This is a genomic window from Stenotrophomonas sp. GD03819 (genome assembly GCF_029841665.1).
Lineage (GTDB): Bacteria > Pseudomonadota > Gammaproteobacteria > Xanthomonadales > Xanthomonadaceae > Stenotrophomonas > Stenotrophomonas geniculata.
Genome location: NZ_JAOCEW010000034.1, coordinates 1 through 18136 on the forward strand (window position 1 = coordinate 1; position 18136 = coordinate 18136).

The 18136-nt window shown below is 68.4% G+C and carries 19 protein-coding genes; 14 read left to right on the forward strand and 5 right to left on the reverse strand.

The genetic code is table 11. The annotated features are described in order from the left end of the window. Window positions 1-96 precede the first annotated feature (96 nt). The 8 genes from N5D45_RS17860 (at window position 97) to N5D45_RS17895 (ending at window position 8607) form a co-directional block, all read left to right on the forward strand. Complete coding sequence (locus N5D45_RS17860; protein WP_057503443.1) at window positions 97-843, forward strand: N-acetylmuramoyl-L-alanine amidase; 747 nt, start codon at window positions 97-99, stop codon at window positions 841-843. Between the two features lie 67 nt (window positions 844-910). Beyond that, complete coding sequence (locus tag N5D45_RS17865) at window positions 911-2086, forward strand: MltA domain-containing protein (RefSeq protein WP_057503445.1); 1176 nt, start codon at window positions 911-913, stop codon at window positions 2084-2086. 84 nt (window positions 2087-2170) lie between these two features. Continuing rightward, entirely contained in the window at window positions 2171-2485 is a 315-nt protein-coding gene (locus N5D45_RS17870) for a hypothetical protein (RefSeq protein WP_008268793.1), read from the forward strand. Window positions 2486-2623: 138 nt separating this feature from the next. Next, window positions 2624-4669, forward strand: a complete 2046-nt coding sequence (locus N5D45_RS17875) for a TonB-dependent receptor (protein ID WP_197656723.1) — start codon at window positions 2624-2626, stop codon at window positions 4667-4669. Between the two features lie 114 nt (window positions 4670-4783). Then, window positions 4784-5845 (forward strand): ATP-binding protein, encoded by a 1062-nt coding sequence (locus N5D45_RS17880; protein ID WP_029380135.1) that lies wholly within the window; start codon window positions 4784-4786, stop codon window positions 5843-5845. Further along, window positions 5838-7286, forward strand: a complete 1449-nt coding sequence (gene ntrC, locus N5D45_RS17885) for a nitrogen regulation protein NR(I) (protein ID WP_043400755.1) — start codon at window positions 5838-5840, stop codon at window positions 7284-7286. The genes N5D45_RS17880 and ntrC overlap by 8 nt, the downstream gene beginning before the upstream one ends. A gap of 93 nt (window positions 7287-7379) precedes the next feature. Continuing rightward, window positions 7380-7949, forward strand: coding sequence for a superoxide dismutase family protein (locus N5D45_RS17890; protein ID WP_010487189.1), 570 nt, complete (start codon window positions 7380-7382; stop codon window positions 7947-7949). Between the two features lie 31 nt (window positions 7950-7980). Further along, window positions 7981-8607: a superoxide dismutase family protein gene (locus tag N5D45_RS17895; protein WP_019336498.1), complete on the forward strand. Its 627-nt coding sequence runs from the start codon at window positions 7981-7983 to the stop codon at window positions 8605-8607. 113 nt (window positions 8608-8720) lie between these two features. Here the strand turns inward: N5D45_RS17895 and N5D45_RS17900 are convergent, their stop codons facing one another. Next, a complete protein-coding gene (locus tag N5D45_RS17900) occupies window positions 8721-9608 on the reverse strand; it encodes a hypothetical protein (RefSeq protein WP_134959446.1) in 888 nt (295 codons plus the stop codon). A 93-nt stretch (window positions 9609-9701) separates the two neighbouring features. Between N5D45_RS17900 and N5D45_RS17905 the strand changes: the two genes are divergently transcribed. After that, window positions 9702-10997 carry an acetyl-CoA C-acetyltransferase gene (locus N5D45_RS17905; protein WP_029550824.1) on the forward strand — a complete coding sequence of 432 codons (1296 nt, stop codon included), beginning with the start codon at window positions 9702-9704 and terminating at the stop codon, window positions 10995-10997. A gap of 131 nt (window positions 10998-11128) precedes the next feature. Here the strand turns inward: N5D45_RS17905 and N5D45_RS17910 are convergent, their stop codons facing one another. From N5D45_RS17910 to N5D45_RS17920, 3 genes are all read right to left on the reverse strand, one after another. Next, window positions 11129-12424, reverse strand: coding sequence for a heme biosynthesis HemY N-terminal domain-containing protein (locus N5D45_RS17910; RefSeq protein WP_197656725.1), 1296 nt, complete (start codon window positions 12422-12424; stop codon window positions 11129-11131). Between the two features lie 6 nt (window positions 12425-12430). Beyond that, complete coding sequence (locus tag N5D45_RS17915) at window positions 12431-13408, reverse strand: uroporphyrinogen-III C-methyltransferase (protein ID WP_197656726.1); 978 nt, start codon at window positions 13406-13408, stop codon at window positions 12431-12433. Between the two features lie 104 nt (window positions 13409-13512). Further along, window positions 13513-14322, reverse strand: coding sequence for a uroporphyrinogen-III synthase (locus tag N5D45_RS17920; RefSeq protein WP_197656727.1), 810 nt, complete (start codon window positions 14320-14322; stop codon window positions 13513-13515). Window positions 14323-14357: 35 nt separating this feature from the next. Here N5D45_RS17920 and N5D45_RS17925 point away from each other — a divergent pair, with 35 nt between their 5' ends. From N5D45_RS17925 to N5D45_RS17945, 5 genes are all read left to right on the forward strand, one after another. After that, the gene (locus N5D45_RS17925) at window positions 14358-14825 is read left to right on the forward strand and encodes a YiiD C-terminal domain-containing protein (protein WP_043400743.1); all 468 of its coding nucleotides are present in this window, start codon (window positions 14358-14360) and stop codon (window positions 14823-14825) included. 32 nt (window positions 14826-14857) lie between these two features. Further along, window positions 14858-15283 carry a hypothetical protein gene (locus N5D45_RS17930; RefSeq protein WP_019338209.1) on the forward strand — a complete coding sequence of 142 codons (426 nt, stop codon included), beginning with the start codon at window positions 14858-14860 and terminating at the stop codon, window positions 15281-15283. A 57-nt stretch (window positions 15284-15340) separates the two neighbouring features. Further along, a complete protein-coding gene (locus N5D45_RS17935; RefSeq protein WP_004153552.1) occupies window positions 15341-15778 on the forward strand; it encodes a rhodanese-like domain-containing protein in 438 nt (145 codons plus the stop codon). Between the two features lie 99 nt (window positions 15779-15877). Further along, window positions 15878-16396 (forward strand): protein-export chaperone SecB, encoded by a 519-nt coding sequence (secB, locus tag N5D45_RS17940; RefSeq protein ID WP_004153553.1) that lies wholly within the window; start codon window positions 15878-15880, stop codon window positions 16394-16396. Between the two features lie 20 nt (window positions 16397-16416). After that, on the forward strand, window positions 16417-17442 hold the full coding sequence (locus N5D45_RS17945; RefSeq protein ID WP_010487166.1) for an NAD(P)H-dependent glycerol-3-phosphate dehydrogenase: 1026 nt from the start codon (window positions 16417-16419) through the stop codon (window positions 17440-17442). 140 nt (window positions 17443-17582) lie between these two features. Here the strand turns inward: N5D45_RS17945 and N5D45_RS17950 are convergent, their stop codons facing one another. Further along, the gene (locus tag N5D45_RS17950; protein WP_279939411.1) at window positions 17583-18035 is read right to left on the reverse strand and encodes a nuclear transport factor 2 family protein; all 453 of its coding nucleotides are present in this window, start codon (window positions 18033-18035) and stop codon (window positions 17583-17585) included. Window positions 18036-18136: the final 101 nt, after the last annotated feature.

The following is an 18136-nucleotide window of genomic DNA, read 5'->3' on the forward strand; positions in this document are numbered from 1 at the left end:
CCGCATCCTCTCTGGTGGGTGCCAAGCTTTCTCGGCACGGCGGCATGCATGGCACGGCGGCATGCATCATCGCGCCTGATCACGCACAATCAGGCCATGCGCCCGATCCGCACTGCCTTCATGCTCTCGGCCTGCCTGTTGCTGGCCGCCTGTGCCTCCGCGCCACGGGAGACGCACAACCCGCTCGCCACCTGGGTGCCGTCGCCCAACCAGAACGCGCGCACGCCGGTCATCATCGTCATCCACCACACCGAGCAGAAATCGGTGCAGCAGAGCCTGCACACGCTGCGCACGGCCAACAGTGGTGGACCGGTCAGCGCGCACTACCTGATCGGCGCCGATGGCCATCGCTACCAGCTGGTGGCCGATGTGCGCCGCGCCTGGCATGCGGGGGCCGGACGCTGGGGCACCATCACCGATCTCAATTCGGCCTCGATCGGCATCGAACTCGACAACGATGGCCGCAGCCCGTTCAGTGCGGCGCAGATCGAATCGCTGATCGTGCTGCTGCGTGACCTCACCACGCGCCTGAACATTCCGCCGCGCCAGGTGATCGCCCACGCCGACCTGGCACCGACGCGCAAGCAGGATCCGAGCCGCTTCTTCCCGTGGCAGCAGCTGGCCGAAGCCGGCTTCGGGGCGTGGCCGCGCGCCGCCGATGGTGCCGCACCCGAAGGCTTCGATGCGTGGAATGCGCTGGCCCGCTTCGGCTATACGCTGGACAACCGCGAGGCCACCGTCGCCGCCTTCCATCGCCGTTTCCGTGGCCGCGACGACCTGCCGAAGACGCTGGATGCCGAGGACGCCCGCATCCTGCATTCGCTGTTGCTGCAGATGCCGTGACCCCGCGCATGAACGCTTGACCCCGCGCTGGGTTGCCGCCCAGCGGCCGGCACTCCACCATGGCGGCATGATCGATTCCGCCACCTTCTTCAAGCGCAAGCACTGCATCCTGCTGGCAGCGGCCGTGCTCGCCGGCTGCTCCACCACCGCCCCCCGCACCGGATCCGAAGTGCCGACGGCCGTCACACCGCCGGCGGCCACCTACGCCAAGGTCGCATGGAGCGCACTGCCGCCGGTCTCCGACAGCGATCTGCAGGCCGGCTTCGTTGCCTGGCGCAGCAGCTGCACCCGCCTGAAGAACGATGCGGTCTGGGCCAGACCCTGCGCCACCGCCGCGACGGTGGCGGACAAGGACCCGGCCGCGATCCGCCAGTTCCTGCAGCGCGATTTGTATGTCTATGCACTGCGTGCCGGCGGCCACCAGGCCGACGGGCTCATTACCGGCTACTACGAACCGATCTATCCCGGCAGCCTCACCCGCACGGCCACTGCCACGGTGCCGGTGTACGGCACGCCGGATGATCTGGTGGTGGTGCAGCTGGAGAGCCTCTACCCGGAACTGAAGGGCAAGCGTTTGCGCGGGCGCGTCGAAGGCAAGGTGCTCAAGCCCTATGACGACGCCGGTACCATCGCGGCCAAGGGCGCCAAGGCGCCGGTGCTGGCCTGGCTGACTGATCCGATGGACCTGCAGCTGCTGCAGATCCAGGGATCCGGCCGGGTGCGACTGGGCGATGGCACGCAGGTGCGGCTGGCCTATGCAGAACAGAATGGCCACCCGTACCGCGCCATCGGTCGCTGGCTGGTGGACCAGGGCCAGCTGAAGAAGGAAGACGTCACCATGGACGCCATCCGCACCTGGGCCCGAGCCAATCCCGCACGCGTGCCGGAACTGCTGCGCAGCAATCCCAGCTACGTGTTTTTCGTGCGCAACCCGGACAGCCCGGAAGGTCCACGCGGTTCACTGAACGTGCCGCTCACCGCCGGTTACAGCGTGGCAGTGGACCGCACCGTGGTGCCGCTGGGCAGCCTGCTGTGGCTGTCCACCACGCGCCCGGACGGCAGCCCGATGGTGCGCCCGGTGGCCGCGCAGGACACCGGCGGTGCCATCGCCGGTGAAGTGCGCGCCGACCTGTACTGGGGCAGCGGCGATGCCGCCGGCAAGCTGGCCGGTGACATGAAGCAGAAGGGCAACATCTGGATGCTGTGGCCGAAGGGCGTGGCGTTGCCGGCGCCGGCCCAATGAAGCGCTCACCTGCGTGCTGCAAGGTCGGGCGATAATGGCACCATTCCGAACTTTCCGGCCGCGTCTGCGGCCAGGACCTCCGCAATGACCTACGCAAAGCACAACGCAAGATCCGGCGCGAAATCCGCCGCAAAGAAGTACTACAAGCACTGGGCCGAATCGGGCCTGGGCAAGGGCAACGTGCTGATGGAAGCACGCGGCGAGAAGATCGTGCGCCAGGTGGAAATCTACGGCACCAAGATGGTCTGGGCCGACGAGCATGCCCACAGCGACGACCGCTTCCTGCTGGCCGACCAGCCGGTGTCGTTCCTGGATTTCGACGAGGACGACGAAATCTCCGCGCGCGAATTCGAAAGCGCCTGGAAGAAGGCCAGGGAAGCCACCGGCTACCCGGTGTAAGCACCGCTCCACCCCGCTGTGTAGAGTCGAGCCATGCTCGACTGCTGTTTGCCAGGAGCCGTCGAGCATGGCTCGACTCTACATGGCAGGCGTGTGAAATGTTATATGATTACATTTCATCCGCACCCTTCCACCCCCATGAAGACCTCCACGCTGGTGGCCGCCCTCGCGGCCGCTCCGTTCGCCCCTGAAGCTTTCGCACAGTCCGCCGATGCCGCGCTCACCCTCGGCAAGGTGCAGGTGCACCAGCATGGCGAAGGCCAGCTCAGCGCACACCAGGTGCTGACCTCGGTGGACGTGCTGGGCGCGGACCAGATCGAAGACCGCAACGTCTCGCACAGCTGGGAACTGCTGGGGCAGATGCCCGGCATCCAGCTCACCGAAACCCGGCAGGGGGCCGAATCGGGCAAGGTCAGCTTCCGCGCCTTCAACGGCGAGGGCTACCTCAACGCCATCAAGACCCTCATCGACGGCATCCCCAGCAACGTCAACAGCGGCAACCAGCGCTTCATCGACATGCTGTTCCCGCTGGAGATCAGCTACATCGAAGTGGTGCGCGGAACCAACGACCCGCGCTACGGCCTGCACAACATCGGCGGCAACGTGAACTTCGGTACGCGCCAGGGCGGCAACTACACCGATGCGCGGCTGGCCTACGGCAGCTACAACACCCGCGATGCGCAGCTGGCGATCGGCCGCGAAAGCAATGGCTTCGCGCAGAACTACTTCGTCGGCACCCAGGCCAGCGATGGGTACCGCGACCACGACACCTCGAAGAAGTATTCGCTGGGTGGCAAATGGTTCTACGGGTCGCTGGACAACGGCCTGCGCGTGGGCCTGAGCGCGCGCGCCTACCACCACGAAGCGGACGAACCCGGCTTCATGACGGCCGACGAACTGCGCACGCATCGTCGTGGCAGCGACCTGCGCAACGGCAACGATGGCGATGACCGCGACATGCGGCAGATCGCCGCGCACGTGGACTTGAAGCTGTCCGACGCGCTCACCTTCGGCACGCGGCTGTACTACAACCGCTACGAAGACGACCGCCGCGTGACCTTCAGCGACCTGCCCACCGGCAACCTGCCGCGCCAGCGCCGCGTGTGGGATGAGCGCCAGACCGGCCTGCTCAGCACGCTCACCTGGCAGGCCAGCCCCGCGCTTACCGTCGAAGGCGGCCTGAACTACGAGCAGCAGGACAACGGCTACCTCCGCGAGCGCTACGCCTACGCCGAACCCACCGATTTCAGCCAGGCACCGGCGCGCGTGCAGAACAACGACCGCCACAGCTTCGACAACTGGGGTGCCTACGTGCAGGCCATCTACCAGCCCGGCGAGGCGTGGAAGATCGTGCCGGCCTACCGTATCGACCGCTTCAGTGGTAGCACGCACCTGATGAGCGGGATCAGCGCCCGCCTGCAGGACTACGGCACGATCGGCCAGCCCAAGCTGAGCGTCATCCACAGCCTGGGCCAGACCACCCACGTCTACGCGAACTGGGGCCGCACCTTCCAGGTACTGACCGGCTCCACCGCACCGGCCTACCTCACCCCGGGGCAGGCGCCGATGCAGCCGTCCACCAACACCGGCACGGAGCTGGGCCTGAAATTCCAGCCGTTTGCCGGCAGCCAGGCACGCCTGGCGGTGTGGCAGCAGGATGCGGAGAACGAGGTATCCAACATGCCGGCTACCGGTACGACGGTCACCTTGGGCAAGACCCGCCGACGCGGCGTGGATGCGCAGCTGAGCCTGCAGATGGGCGACGACTGGACGGTCTGGGCCTCGCACGCCTACCAGGAAGCGAAGATCACCCGCGACGACCGCGATGCCAGCGTTTCCCTGCAGGGCCGCGAAGTGGCCGCCACCCCGCGCCACATCAGCAATCTGGGCGTGGACTACCGCGCCACTGATGCGCTGCGGCTGGGCCTGCAGGCGCGTGCACAGGGCGATTACTACCTGGAAGAGCGCAACGCGGCCGGCAAGTTCGGAGGCTTCGCCGTGCTCGACCTCAGCGCCGCGTACCAGATCAACCCGCGCTGGAGCGTGGACCTGCAGCTGAAGAACGTCACCGGCCGCGAGTACGCCTACGCCTGGTACGACAGCTTCTTCTGGGACAGCGCCCGCCCGATGTTCTCGCCTGCCCCGGGCCGCAGCGTGTTCGTCGGCCTGAACATGAAGCTGTAATCGGCCACGCACCCGGTAGTGGTCGAGCCTGCTCGACCTGCGGCAGGGGTCAGAGCCCTTTCCTCGCGGAAAGGGCTCTGACCCCGAACCCACGTTTTGCACTACATTGGTGCAATGTCCGACCCCGCACCCCCGCCGTCCCTTGATGCCCTCGGCACGCCGCTGGCCTGGGCCGGGGCCGATGGCTGCATTGCCGGCTGCAATCCGGCTTTCGCCCGCTGGCTGGGCGTCAGCGTCCGGCGCCTGTTGGGTCGGCCGCTGGCCGCACTGGAAGTGCAGGGCGAGGCACTGGCCCATTTCCTGGCCCGCGATGAACGCGACAGCCTGCGCCTGAACCGGCTGGCGCTCGCGGTGCCCGGCGAGGCCCCGCGCTTCGCCGAGGGCTGGATGAGCCGCCGCGACGATGGCGGCTGGCTGCTGGAGGCGCATCCGGTCGATGAATTCCCCGGGCTGGACCCGACCCAGGCCCTGCCCAGCGCGCTCAGTGCAGCGCTGAAGGGGCTGGCCCACGAGCTGCGCAACCCGCTGGCCGGGCTGAAGGGCGCGGCCCAGCTGCTGGCCCGCCGCGCGGCCCAGCGCGATGCCAGCGAACGCGAGCTGATCGAACTGATCGGCTCGGAGATCGAGCGCCTCAACGGCCTGCTCGACCAGCTGCTGTCGCCGGCCCCGGCCGCGCCGCATGCCGAACTGAACATCCATGCCGCGCTTGAGCGCGTGCTGCGACTGGCCGAGAACGAGGCCGGCTGGGCGGTACGCCTGCAGCGCGACTACGACCCCAGCATTCCCGAATTCCATGGCGACGCCGACCGCCTCACCCAGGCGGTGTGGAACCTGGTGCGCAACGCGATCCAGGCCGGTGCCGGCAACATCACCCTGCGTACCCGCGTGGAGCATGGCGTGCGCATCGCCGAGCAGCTGCACACGCTGGCGTTGCGCCTGGAAATTGCCGACGACGGCCGTGGTGTACCCGAGGAACTGGCCGAGCACCTGTTCCTGCCGCTGGTCAGTGGCCGCGCCGAAGGCACTGGCCTGGGCCTGGCGCTGGCCCAGCAGGTGGCGCGCGAGCATCGCGGCACGCTGACCTACCGCTCGCGCCCGGGCCATACCGTGTTCACCCTGCTGCTGCCGATCGTCAGTGGCACCGCCCCGGCCGAGGAGGCCCCGCGCGATGTCTGAGTCTTCTTCGTCCCCGCAGCGCATCTGGGTGGTCGATGACGATCGTGCCGTGCGCTTCGTGCTGTGCACCGCGCTGCGCGAGGCGGGCTACCAGGTCGTCGATTTCGACAGCGCTGCGCCCGCGTTGCAGGCGTTGAACGAGGGCCCACCGCCGGCGCTGCTGTTCACCGACGTGCGCATGCCCGGCGACGACGGCCTGGTGCTGCTGGACAAGCTGAAAGCCGCATTGCCGCAGCTGCCGGTGGTGGTGATGTCGGCCTATACCGATGTGGCAAGCACGGCCGGTGCGTTCCGTGGTGGCGCGCATGAATTCCTGTCCAAACCGTTCGACCTGGACGACGCGGTGGCGCTGGCACAGCGTGTGCTGCCGGCAATTGCGCCGGCACTGGCGGCGCCCACACCTGCGGCGGAAGCGCATAGCGACCAACCGCCGCAACTGGTGGGCGATACCCCGCCGATGCGCGCGCTGTTCCGTGCCATCGGCCGCCTGGCGCAGGCGCCGCTGGCGGTGCTGATTACCGGCGAGACCGGCACCGGCAAGGAGCTGGTGGCCAATGCGCTGCATCGCGAATCGCCGCGCGCGCAGGGGCCGTTCGTCGCGCTCAATACCGCTGCAATCCCGTCCGAGCTGCTGGAAAGCGAGTTGTTCGGCCACGAGGCTGGTGCCTTCACCGGCGCGCAGCGCCGCCATATCGGCCGCTTCGAACAGGCCGACGGCGGCACGCTGTTCCTGGATGAGATCGGCGACATGCCGCTGCCGCTGCAGACGCGCCTGCTGCGCGTGCTGGCGCAGGGCGAGTTCTTCCGCGTGGGTGGCCGCGAGCTGATCCGCGTCGATGTGCGCGTGGTCGCCGCCACCCACCAGGATCTGGAAGGCCTGGTTGCACAGGGAAAGTTCCGCGCCGACCTGCTGCACCGCCTGGACGTGGTGCGCCTGCAGCTGCCGCCGCTGCGTGAGCGCCGCGAGGACATCGCGCAACTGGCCAGCACCTTCCTGGCCGCCGCCGCGCGCAAGCTGGATACGCCGCCGAAGCGCCTGACCGCTGCCGCACTGCAGGCGCTGCGCGAACACGACTGGCCGGGCAACGTGCGCGAACTGGAAAACGTGTGCTGGCGGATGGCGGCGTTGGCCGCCGCCGACACCATCGGCGTGGCCGACGTCGATACCGCGCTGAACCGCACGCGCGGCCGTCGCGGCAGCACCAGCGGTGCCGATCCCGGCCAGTGGGAAGCGCTGCTGGCCGAATGGGCACGCCGTCAGCTGGCCGAAGGCGTGGAAGGGTTGCACGCGCAGGTGCGTGAGCGGGTCGACCATGCCCTGCTGGAGGCCGCGCTCCAGATCACCCATGGCCGTCGTGCCGAAGCCGCTGCCCGCCTGGGCCTGGGCCGCAATACCCTTACCCGCAAGCTGGGCGCTGGCCGCCGCCGCGGGGGCCATTGAACGGTCCCTGCACGCGATCCTCGCGCCCGCTTGCCGAACCGTTGATCGTTCATGGACGATGCCGTCCGTAGTGTCACCTGCAAGGAGTCTTCGATGCGTCTGTCCTTTGCCATCCTGCCGTTGTCCGCCGCCGTGCTGCTGTCTGCCTGTGGCAGCGCGCCGAAGAAGGCCGAGCCCACCCCGCCACCACCGACCGTGGTCAGCGCCGCGAAACAGGCCGAGGCCAATCTCTCGCCGGCCTCGGCCAGTATCGTCAGTGGTCGCATCGCGCTGATGGTGGAGCCCGGTGGCCTCCACATCACCGGCCTGATCGGTGGCCTGCAGCCGATGCAGCAGGCCGGCTTCCACATCCATGAGCGTGGCGACTGCAGCGCGGTGGATGCCAGCAGTGCCGGCAATCACTTCAATCCCGGTGGCGCTGCGCATGGCCGCGCCGGCACCGGCAAGCACCACCTGGGCGACATGGACAATCTGCGTGCCGACGCCCAGGGCCGCGCCAACGTCGATATCCACCTCAAGGGCGTTACCCTTGGCGGAGGCGCCGCCACCGATATCGCCGGACGTGCACTGGTCGTGCATGCCAACGCCGACGACTATCGCAGCCAGCCCGCCGGCAATGCCGGCGTCCGCATCGCCTGTGGCGTGATCCGGGTTGTCCGCTGATCACTGCAGGCATCATCCAGGGAGAGATTCCATGCGTTTGATCCACACGTCGCTGTTCGCAGCCATTGCTGCACTGGGCCTGGCGGCCTGCAACCAGCAGCCGGCCGCGCCGCAGGCTGAAACCCCGCCGGCCGCACCGGCCGACGGCGCCACCACCGAACCGGCCGCAACGCCGGCGCCGGCCGCTGCAGCGGCCACCGATGCCACCGCCACCGCCGAACTGGCACCGACCCAGGGTAACGAGACCAAGGGCAGCGTCACCTTCAAGGTGGTTGACGGCAAGGTCCACGTGACCGGCCAGATCAGCGGCCTGAAGCCGGGCAGCGAGCACGGCTTCCACATCCACGAGAAGGGCGACTGCAGCGCCCCGGACGGCATGAGCGCCGGTGGCCACTTCAACCCGGGCAAGCAGGATCACGGCAGCGTGTCCGCTGATCCGCACCACGGTGGCGACATGCCCAACATCAAGGCCGACGACAAGGGCGTGGCCACCATCGACGGCCCGGTGTCGAGCAACGTCAACATCGGCAAGGGTGATGACTTCGACATCATCGGCCGTGGCCTGATCGTCCACGCCGACGCGGACGACTACAAGACCCAGCCGACCGGCAACGCCGGCGCGCGCCTGGCATGTGCGGTGATCCAGAAGGCCCCGTAAGGGCGATCCTGCTGGGAACGGAAAACGCCGGCGCAAGCCGGCGTTTTCTTTGCATCGCTTTCTGTAGAGCCGAGCCCACGCTCGGCTCTACAACACGCGGCGCCCGCTTCCTGTCAGCGCGCCAGCAGCTCGCGCGCGTCCTGCCCGGCCTCGCAGTGCACGAACAGCACCGGCACGCCGTGCGCTTCCAGCACCGCGGCCATCTGCCGCTGACGCATCAGGAACTGCTCGTAGATGCCCTTCAGGCGGTCGCAGTCGTTCTTGCCGTGGTTGTAGTGCGCGCACCAGCCGGCCGGGTCGAACAGCGCCATGCGTGCCTCGCCATGGGTATAGCGCAGCAGCGGCTCGGGCGCGGCATTGAGCCACTCGTCCTCGCCCGGGGCCATGATCGCCGTCTCGATCAGCGGCCACAGCGCGGCCAGGCCCTGGTTGTCGTACTGCATCGACATCATCGCGGCCAGGTCGTTCACAGTGAAATAGCGCGCGTGCTCGATGCGGGCACCGAAGGTGTTCTGCGCCATCAGCGCGGTGTCGGCATGCGCCATGCCGTTGGCCAGCAAGGTTTCTTCCAGCGCATCGGCGACCGCGTTGGTGGTGGCCACATCGCTGCCGGTCAGCAGGAACGGCACCACGCGCAGGCCACCACCCACCAGGGTGGCATCGGCCTGGAACGGCAGTGGCACGTCACCCTCGGCATCGGTACCGAAGGCCAGCAGGCGCGGGCCCTGGTTGCGGCCCGGGGCACGCATCTGCAGCTCTTCCAGCCGGCGATGGATCGGCCAGCCCGGGCGCAGCACTTCGGCCGGGTCGAAATGCGCGGCGGCGAACACCAGGTCCAGCTCGGCGACCTGCGGCACCAGCTTGGCCAGGTCGCGGCCGACGCGTTCGGCCAGTTCACCGGCCTGTTCAGCGCTGAGCACAGCCTGGCGGGGGATTTCGCCGCCGGCCAGTTCCAGGGCCAGCACGCCAAGGGCATTCATCGCGGGGTCGGGTTTGCTCATGGTTCCACGGTTGGCCCATCACAGGGCGGCAGCTACACTTGGCTCCATTATGCCTGCTCCGTCGTGCAGGCCATGTTGCAGACACCCTCATCCATGCCAGGTATCTCCATGCCCAACGCTCGTCCCGTCGCCATCCTCGGTGGCGTCCGCATTCCGTTCTGCCGCCAGAACACCGCGTATTCGGATGTCGGCAACCTCGGCATGTCGGTCCGTACGCTGGGCGCGCTGGTCGAACGTTTCGGCCTGCACGGCCAGCAGCTGGGTGAAGTGGCGATGGGTGCGGTGATCAAGCACTCCAGCGACTGGAACCTGGGCCGCGAAGCCACGCTGTCCTCCGGCCTGTCGCCGCTGACCCCGGGCATCACCCTGCAGCGCGCCTGCGGTACTTCGCTGGACAGCATCATCACCGTCGCCAACAAGATCGCGCTGGGCCAGATCGAATCCGGCATCGGCGGTGGTTCGGACACCACCTCCGACGTGCCGATCGTCTACGGCAAGAAGCTGCGCGCGCGCCTGCTGGCCGCCAACCGTGCCAAGAGCACCGGCGACAAGATCCGTGCGCTCACCGCCGGCTTCAAGTTCTCCGAACTGAAGCCCGAGTTCCCGGGGGTGGCCGAGCCGCGCACCGGCAAGAGCATGGGTGACCATTGCGAGGACATGGCCAAGGAATGGAACATCTCGCGCGACTCGCAGGACGAGTGGGCGGTGTCGTCGCACAAGAAGCTGGCTGCCGCCTATGAGCGTGGCTTCTTCAACGACCTGATCGCACCGTTCCGTGGCGTCGAGCGCGACAACATCCTGCGCCCGGATACCTCGCTGGAAAAGCTCGCCACGCTGAAGCCGGCTTTCGACAAGGTCTCCGGCCGCGGCACCCTGACCGCAGCCAATTCCACCCCGCTCACCGATGGCGCTGCCGCGGTGCTGCTGGCCAGCGAAGAATGGGCCCGCGCACACGGCCACGAACCGCAGGCGTACCTGCGTGATGCCCACGTCTCGGCCGTTGATTTCGTGCATGGTGAAGGCCTGCTGATGGCACCGACCGTGGCTGTGCCGGAGATGCTCAAGCGCAATGGCCTGACCCTGCAGGACTTCGACATCTACGAGATCCACGAAGCCTTCGCCGCGCAGGTGCTGTGCACCCTGCGTGCGTGGGAGAGCGAGGATTACTGCCGCAACCGCCTGGGCCTGGATGCACCGATGGGCCGCATCGACCCGGACAAGATCAACCTGCTGGGTTCGTCGCTGGCCACCGGCCACCCGTTCGCTGCCACCGGCGCCCGCGTGATTGCGACGGCCGCCAAGCAGCTGGCCGAACGCGGCGGCGGCCGCGCGCTGGTGTCGATCTGCACCGCCGGCGGCATGGGCGTGGTGGCGATCGTCGAACGCTGATTGTTGCGACCGCACGCCAACCAAGGTTGGCGACTACCGGGTTCCACACATGAAAACGCCGCCCAATGGGCGGCGTTTTCGTTGGTGGCTCCGGTGGGTGCCGACCGTTGGTCGGCACACCTCAGCCATGCTTACGGCAACCGCGGATTACCGAATTCGTCGCGCTCTTCGTTGGCGTCATACACCGGCGGCTGCACCGTGATGGGCTGCTCTTCCACCGTGGCCCGTGCAGGTGCTTCAATGCCGCGCACCAGCTCCACGCTGTCCTCGCCGCGCTGCAGTCGCAGCGCATTGGCCAGGCATTGCGCGGCCAGCGCGTGCTCGCCACGCTGCGCGAACAGCTCACCCAGTGCTTCCCACGCAGGAGCACCAGCGCCGGCGGCGATGGCCTCATGCAGGAACGCATCGGCGGCATCCCACTGCTGCTGGGCCAGGGCCACGCGGCCCTGTGCCAGGCGCAGCGCGGCCGACTCGTCATGCACGTTGCGCCAGCGCGCCAGGTTGCTCTGGCGGGTGGCCAGGCGCTCGGCCGGCAGGCGCCCATACAGCGCCACCAGTTCGTCGTCCCAGCGATGGTCCAGGGCCTGTTCCAGCGCCAGCAGCGCCGGCTCGTCCCAGTTCAGGGCCACCGCGCGGCTGGCATACGCGCCGACCACGTCCGGGGTCGGGCGCAGCGCCTTCGGCGTGGCTTCCCACTGCGCGGCCAGCGCGTTGACGTCGGCCGCTTCCAGCAGCGCCTGTGCGGCCAGGCGTGCTTCCAGTTGGCTGTTGGCGTCGGCCGGCAGCACCTTGCTCTGGCGCAGTGCACCCAGCTGGCCATACGCCTCGTGGGCGCGGCCGGCCTGTGCCAGTGCTTCGGTGCGCAGCCACAGGCCGCGCGGCGGCAGCGGCTGGATCGCCGCCACGTCCAATGCGTTGATTGCATCCACCGGCAGATCGCGCGCCAGCAGCTGTTCGGCGCGCAGCAGCGCCTGCAGGGTGGCATCGCTTTCGCCCAGGCGCTGCAGCAGCGCTTCACCGGCGGGGCCGTCGGCACGCGCCTGCGCACTGCGCACGGCGTTGGCCAGCGCCACCGCGCTCACTTCCGGATCCTTGGCGGCGCCGTCCAGCAGCTTCTCGGCACGCTGCCACTGGCCGTGCTCATAGGCCTGCAGGCCGTCGATCAGGCGCACCCGGCCCTGCTTGCGGCGGTAGCGGCCCCAGGCGCGGAACGGTGCAGCGATCAGGCTCCACAGCAGCCACAGTACCAGCACCGCGATCACCGACAGCAGCGCCACCTTGGGCAGGTTGCTGTGGTAGTCGTAGCCGCCGTAGCGCAGGGTCACTTCGCCGAAGCGGTTGAGGTCATCGGCGCCGAGCCATTGCGCGGCAACCACGCCGATGGCCACGGCCAGCAACAGCACGACCAGGGATTGCAGGGGTTTCATGTGGGATTACCTCCGGTCGGTCTGGGTACGCAGCTGCTGCAGGGTGCTGCCAAGAACAGCGTTGCTGGCCTGCAGCGGAAGCTCGCGCAAGGCCTTCAGTTCAGCACGTTGCGCGCGCAGGGCCGGTGAATCCGGCCAGCGCCGCTGCGCCCAATGCTCCACGCGTGCCAGCGCAGTATCGCGGCCGGTGCGGTCGCCACGTTCGATCGCGGCGCGCGCCAGGGTCAGTTCCAGTTGCAGTGCATCGTCTGCATTGCGGCGTTCGGCGGCGGTCAGCGGACCGTTCTGGCGGCTGGGGCTGATGTCCACGAACGGGGCCAGCGTGGCCTGCCACCAGGTCTTGCCGGCGCCGGGCGCGCTGTCGCCTGTTACCTGCGAGGGCAGGCCATGCAGGGCTTTGGCCAGGCTATCCAGGCGCTGCAGCGATTGCGCGCGCGGGCCGGCACCAAGGGAATCCAGTGCATCGCGCTCCTGCACCAGGGCCTGGCGCAGATTCAGGCCGTCGCTGTCGGGCAGATCGGCCAAGGCGGTGGCGGCCTGTGCATACAGGCGGCGTGCGCCTTCCACGTCGTCGGCGTAGTTCAGTCGCTGTGCCGCCTGGGTCAACAGCAGCTCGGCCTCATCGCGCTGTACCGCCTGGCGGCCCTGGTTGGCGCTGTCGGCCAGCTTGGCCAGGTTCTCTTCCAGCAATGCACTGCGCTGCGAAAGGCCCAGCATCTCGTCGCGCAGCACGCGGTTGGTGGTCGCCGCATCCTGCAGGCGCTGGCTGGTCGCGCGCTGGTCGCGGCGCAATGCATCCAGCGTCGCCTGCAGGCCCTGCAGCTGCACGGCCGTGGTCTGTGCCTGCGCTTCCTGTTCGTGCTGTTGCTGTTGCCAGACGTACCAGCCGGCATAGCCGCCCACGCCAAGCACGACCACCCCGGCCAGCGGCAACAGCCAGCGCACAGGTCGACGGGGCGGGGAAACGGGCGGAGTCTCGTTCATGGGGCTTCCTTGTCGGCAACGTCGCCGGTCAGGTTCCGGCAGGCCGCGTTGTGCACAGCATCACTGTTGCCGACCACAGCGGCAAGCGTGACCCACGTCCCTGTTCAGGTCGCTGCCGGGACGGTGAGCGTGGCGTGTGCAGCGGCCACCAGTTGTGCCGTGGTGGGCCCGGCCGCGCGCACCACGCGTTGCAGCCCCAATGCGTGCGCCTGTTCGCCGAGCCGTTCGCTGGCCACGACCACGGTGGCCAGCGCCTGAAAGCGTTGCTGCAATGCCGGCGGAAGCTGCTGCCAGAAATGCAGCAACGCCTCACCACTGCTGACCGCCAGCACCCACGGCTGCGCTGAATGCGCCAATCGAGCCAATGTGCGGGGCGGCAGGCGCAGCAATCGGCGCTGGTAGACGTCGGCGCGTTCGATCGTGGCGCCCGCCGCCTGCAGTTGCGCGGCAATCAGGCCGCGCCCGCCAGGGGCGGTGACCAGGCCGATGCACAGGCCCTGTACATTGGCCAGCACCGGCATCGCGAGCAGCCCCTCGCTGTCCATCCGCTGCGGTGCATGCACCTCGGCGACGCCCTGCGCCCGCAGCGCGCGCGCGGTGCCTTCGCCCACGGTCAGCCACGGGCTGCGTTGTGCTTCGGCCAGTGGCAGCAGGGTGGCGGCCGCAGTAACGGCGGCCGGGCTGGTGAACACCACCCGATCGCAGTTCAGCGTGCGTTGCAGCTGACGCACCACTGGCGTGCCGTTCAGGCGCTGCAGACGCCAGGGCGGCAGGGCCACCACATGCCCGCCCAGCCCAGCAACGGCGCGGCGCAGCGCGGAATTCTGGCCCTGCGGCCGCAGCGAAATGAAGGTCCAGCCCGGCTCGGAACCGGCGGCGCCAGTGGGTATCGTATGGTCGGCCATTGCCTGCATTATGCGGGCCCTTCGTTGTCGTGGTCTCTGCTCCGATGTCCGTTGATGCTCTGACTTCCTCGCTGGCCGCCCTGCAGGACGTGCTGGACTGCATGCCGGCGGTCCGCGCCATGCAGATCCAGCTCGACGGCTATGCCGATGGCGTGCTGCGCATCACCGCGCCGCTGGCCGCCAACGTCAACGACAAGGGCAACGCCTTCGGTGGCAGCCTGGCCTCGGTGCTGACCCTGTCTGGCTGGGCGCTGGTCAGCCTGCGCCTGCGCCTGGCCGGCCACGATGCCGAGGTCTACGTGGCCGACAGCAACCTGCGCTACCTGGCGCCGGTCTACGAAGACCTGCACGCCCATGCCGAAGCGGCCGAGGTTACCGGCTGGGATGCTTTCCTGAACACCTTCCGGCAGCGCCGCAAGGCCCGCATCAGCATCATCGCCACCCAGCCCGGTGCCGATGGCAAGCCTGCCGCCGAGTTCAGCGGTCGCTTCGTTGCCTTCGCCAAAGGGTAGGATGGCAGGCTGACGTTCTGGGGAAACCACCGATGCGCCGCCTCATCCAGTTCCTGATGTGTTCCCTGCTGCTGGTCAGCGCCGTGGCGTCGGCCGACGACCTCAGCCGCAAGCAGCGCAAGCTGCTGGAAGAGACCCAGATCGCCTACGGCGCCACCATCCGCTGGGGCAGCATGGACGATGCGATCGGCTATCTGGACCCCAAGCTGCGCAAGGAGAAGCCGCCCACCGAGTTCGAGCTCAACCGCTACGCGCAGCTGCGCGTGTCGTCCTACCGCGAGCGCAGCAGCGCCTCGCTGGACGGTGGCCTGGTCGAGCGCCGGGTCGAAATCGGGGTGATCAACCAGAACACCCAGGCCGAACGCACCGTGGTGGTGGTCGAGCGCTGGCGCTGGGATGCCGAGGCCAAGCGCTGGTGGCAGACGGCCGGCCTGCCGGACCTGTGGAAGGGGCAGTGACGGGCCGCGTCCGGCTTGTGCGACAATCGGCGCCCGCTTAATCGACCCGTGACCTGAGTGAATTACGAAGAGTTGCTGGCCTTTGCAGGCCGAAACCCGATGCTGTCCGCGGCCCTGGTCGGCCTGACCGTGGCCATCATCGTCACCGAGATCCGCCGCCTGTTCCGGGGCTTCAAGGGCATCAAGCCCGCCGAACTGACCCAGCTGATGAACGCGGGCGGCACGGTGGTGGTCGACCTGTCGGCCAGCGGTGACTTCGAGAAGGGCCACATTGCCGGCAGCCGCAACGCCCAGGCCAGTGCCTTCGGCCCGGACAACAAGCTGGTGGCCAACGCCAAGCAGTCGCCGGTGGTGCTGGTGTGCCGCAGCGGCAACGCTTCGGAAACCGCCGCCAAGGCGCTGAAGAAGGCCGGTTTCGAGAAGGTCTACGTGCTCGACGGCGGCATTCCCGCCTGGCAGCAGGCCGAGCTGCCGCTGGTCAAGGGCCGCAACTGATTGCCGCAGGTGGCGGATCCGGCCTTGTATGGGCCTGATGCCGCCCCCATCGCAGTAATTCGACCATCGTTTTCATTGCATTCATTGGAGTTACTGGAAATGTCCGAAGAGATCACCAACGGCGCCGCTGCGCCGGTCGATGCCGCCACCGGCCCCGCTTTCACCGTCGAGAAGATCTACGTCAAGGACGTCTCCTTCGAGTCGCCGAACGCTCCGACCATCTTCAATGACCAGGTGCAGCCGGAGCTGCAGCTGAACCTGAACCAGCAGGTGCAGCGCCTGGGTGAGAACGCCTTCGAAGTCGTGCTGGCCGTGACCCTGACCTGCCAGGCCGGTGAGCGCACCGCCTACGTGGCCGAAGTGAAGCAGGCCGGCGTGTTCGGCCTGGTCGGCCTGGACCCGCAGTCGATCGACGTGCTGCTCGGCACCCAGTGCCCGAACATCCTGTTCCCGTACGTGCGCCAGCTGGTCAGCGACCTGATCCAGGCCGGCGGCTTCCCGCCGTTCTTCCTGCAGCCGATCAACTTCGAAGGCCTGTACGCAGAAACCCTGCGCCAGCGCCAGGAGCAGGGCGACGCACCGTCGCTGGCTGACTCCGAGCCGGCTGGCAACGCCTGATTCCTGCCGCGACGTCACGGATGAGCACTCCCGCTGACAAGATCGCCGTGCTTGGCGCCGGTTCCTGGGGAACCGCGCTGGCCAGCCTGCTCGCACGGCACGGTCACCCGACCGTGCTGTGGGGGCGCGACGCTGCCGTGGTCGAAGCCATCGACCAGCGCCACGAGAACCCGCGTTACCTGCCGGGCATCCCGTTGCCGGACAGCCTGCGTGCCACCACCGACCTGGCGTCGGCGGTGGAGGGCGCGGCCTGGATCCTGGTGGTGACCCCGTCGCACGCCTTCGGTGAAACCGTGCGTGCGCTGGCGCCGCTGCGCCCGGCCGGTGCCGGCGTGGCCTGGGCCACCAAGGGCTTCGAGCCCGGTTCGGGCCGCTTCCTGCATGAAGTAGCGCGCGAAGTGCTGGGTGAGGACGTGCCGCTGGCCGTGGTCACCGGCCCGTCGTTCGCCAAGGAAGTGACCCAGGGCCTGCCGACCGCGATCACCGTGCACGGCGACGTGCCCGAGTTCGCGCAGACGGTGGCCGAAGCGATGCATGGCCCAGCGTTCCGCGCCTACACCGGCGACGACATGGTCGGTGCCGAGCTGGGCGGTGCGATGAAGAACGTGCTGGCCGTTGCCACCGGCGTGGCCGATGGCATGCAGCTGGGCCTGAACGCCCGTGCCGGCCTGATCACGCGTGGCCTCAACGAGATGCTGCGCCTGGCCGCTGCCATCGGCGCCAAGCCGGAAACGCTGATGGGCCTGGCTGGCCTGGGCGATCTGGTGCTGACCTGCACCGGCGACCTGTCGCGCAACCGCCGCCTGGGCCTGGCCCTGGGCCGTGGCCAGACGCTGCAGGATGCCGTGCGGGAAATCGGCCAGGTTGTCGAGTCGGTGCAGACCGCCGACGAAGTGATGCGACAGGCACGCCGCCATGGCATCGACCTGCCGATTTCCGACCGCGTGCGCGCCGTGCTGCACGGCGAGCAGACGCCGGAAGAAGGCCTGCGCGCACTGCTGGCGCGGGAACAGAAACCGGAATACCCGGACACGCTGTTCAAGTGAATCGAAAACCCCGGCCACGCGCCGGGTTTTCTGTGCGCGCCCCATCCACGCATAGCGTGGATCTAGGACGGAACCCGCTTCTGGTAGCTGCCAACCTTGGTTGGTGCCCGGTAGCGCCGGGCCATGCCCGGCGGCATTCATCACCGCGCGCGCGGCCGCGCGTTGCTGTTGTCCATGTCCGAGAAGATCAACCACGGCCCATCCCCCTCACGCTTCAGCGTCAGCGTGAACTTGCCGGTATCGCCCACGTTGTTGCCGTAGCTGTACGCACCGATGATGTAGCCCGTATTCCCCTCCACCGCATACGCCAACGCACGCAGCCGCAACGGACTGCTGCCCTGGCCGGAATACGCGGCCTCGATCGCGCTGCGGCCGCGCACCGGCGGCTGGTTGCTCTGCAGCACAAAGCCATCTTCGGCGAACAGTGCAGCCAGTGCCTTGGCATCACCGGTGCGCCACGCCTGCTCGTAATCGCGCAGTACGCGATCCAGCGGTGCGGGCAGGGGGGTATCGGGCAGGTGCGCAGACGTCGTGCCTTCTGCATCGTGGGAAATTGCCGGCGTTGCTAGCAGCAGGGCACTGCAGAAGATCATGGCGAGGGGTGTACGGCGCATGCGTCCGGCTCCAGACGATGACGGGAAGCTGCGAACGCATCCTAGCGCGGTGCTGGTTAGAATCACGCGGCCGCCGATTC

Coding starts and splice junctions, on each gene's coding strand:
- N5D45_RS17860 (WP_057503443.1), top strand. CDS start 97: ATGCGCCCGATCCGCACTGCCTTCATGCTCTCGGCCTGCCTGTTGCTG.
- N5D45_RS17930 (WP_019338209.1), top strand. CDS start 14,858: ATGCGCCGCCTCATCCAGTTCCTGATGTGTTCCCTGCTGCTGGTCAGC.
- N5D45_RS17925 (WP_043400743.1), top strand. CDS start 14,358: ATGTCCGTTGATGCTCTGACTTCCTCGCTGGCCGCCCTGCAGGACGTG.
- N5D45_RS17890 (WP_010487189.1), top strand. CDS start 7,380: ATGCGTCTGTCCTTTGCCATCCTGCCGTTGTCCGCCGCCGTGCTGCTG.
- N5D45_RS17880 (WP_029380135.1), top strand. CDS start 4,784: ATGTCCGACCCCGCACCCCCGCCGTCCCTTGATGCCCTCGGCACGCCG.
- N5D45_RS17900 (WP_134959446.1), bottom strand. CDS start 9,608: ATGAGCAAACCCGACCCCGCGATGAATGCCCTTGGCGTGCTGGCCCTG.
- N5D45_RS17920 (WP_197656727.1), bottom strand. CDS start 14,322: ATGCAGGCAATGGCCGACCATACGATACCCACTGGCGCCGCCGGTTCC.
- ntrC (WP_043400755.1), top strand. CDS start 5,838: ATGTCTGAGTCTTCTTCGTCCCCGCAGCGCATCTGGGTGGTCGATGAC.
- N5D45_RS17945 (WP_010487166.1), top strand. CDS start 16,417: ATGAGCACTCCCGCTGACAAGATCGCCGTGCTTGGCGCCGGTTCCTGG.
- N5D45_RS17915 (WP_197656726.1), bottom strand. CDS start 13,408: ATGAACGAGACTCCGCCCGTTTCCCCGCCCCGTCGACCTGTGCGCTGG.
- N5D45_RS17950 (WP_279939411.1), bottom strand. CDS start 18,035: ATGATCTTCTGCAGTGCCCTGCTGCTAGCAACGCCGGCAATTTCCCAC.
- N5D45_RS17865 (WP_057503445.1), top strand. CDS start 911: ATGATCGATTCCGCCACCTTCTTCAAGCGCAAGCACTGCATCCTGCTG.
- secB (WP_004153553.1), top strand. CDS start 15,878: ATGTCCGAAGAGATCACCAACGGCGCCGCTGCGCCGGTCGATGCCGCC.
- N5D45_RS17910 (WP_197656725.1), bottom strand. CDS start 12,424: ATGAAACCCCTGCAATCCCTGGTCGTGCTGTTGCTGGCCGTGGCCATC.
- N5D45_RS17870 (WP_008268793.1), top strand. CDS start 2,171: ATGACCTACGCAAAGCACAACGCAAGATCCGGCGCGAAATCCGCCGCA.
- N5D45_RS17905 (WP_029550824.1), top strand. CDS start 9,702: ATGCCAGGTATCTCCATGCCCAACGCTCGTCCCGTCGCCATCCTCGGT.
- N5D45_RS17895 (WP_019336498.1), top strand. CDS start 7,981: ATGCGTTTGATCCACACGTCGCTGTTCGCAGCCATTGCTGCACTGGGC.
- N5D45_RS17875 (WP_197656723.1), top strand. CDS start 2,624: ATGAAGACCTCCACGCTGGTGGCCGCCCTCGCGGCCGCTCCGTTCGCC.